The organism is Hymenobacter sp. FMD4, from assembly GCF_058932745.1.
The window spans coordinates 1-217 of sequence record NZ_JBZYWH010000061.1; the positions used below are offsets into that span (position 1 = coordinate 1).

The following is a 217-nucleotide window of genomic DNA, read 5'->3' on the forward strand; positions in this document are numbered from 1 at the left end:
CCTTAATAAAGGGTAGGCTTATTTCTTCTTTGTTTGCTAGCCGTTACGTCAAAGAACGTGTACCAGGCCTGTCGCCTGGTCCAGAAGAAGAAGTGATGAAACACCGCTTCCGGGAGTAAGAGTGGAGAATAACGGATTCGAACCGTTGACCCCCTGCGTGCAAGGCAGGTGCTCTAGCCAGCTGAGCTAATCCCCCGTGATACCAATCGCACGCGGC

At 52.5% G+C, this 217-nt stretch carries 1 tRNA gene; it reads right to left on the reverse strand.

Annotated elements, in window-relative coordinates:
- Nucleotides 1-122: 122 nt before the first annotated feature.
- Nucleotides 123-196 (reverse strand) — tRNA-Ala (locus AC5FXY_RS22345).
- Between the last annotated feature and the right edge of the window lie 21 nt (nucleotides 197-217).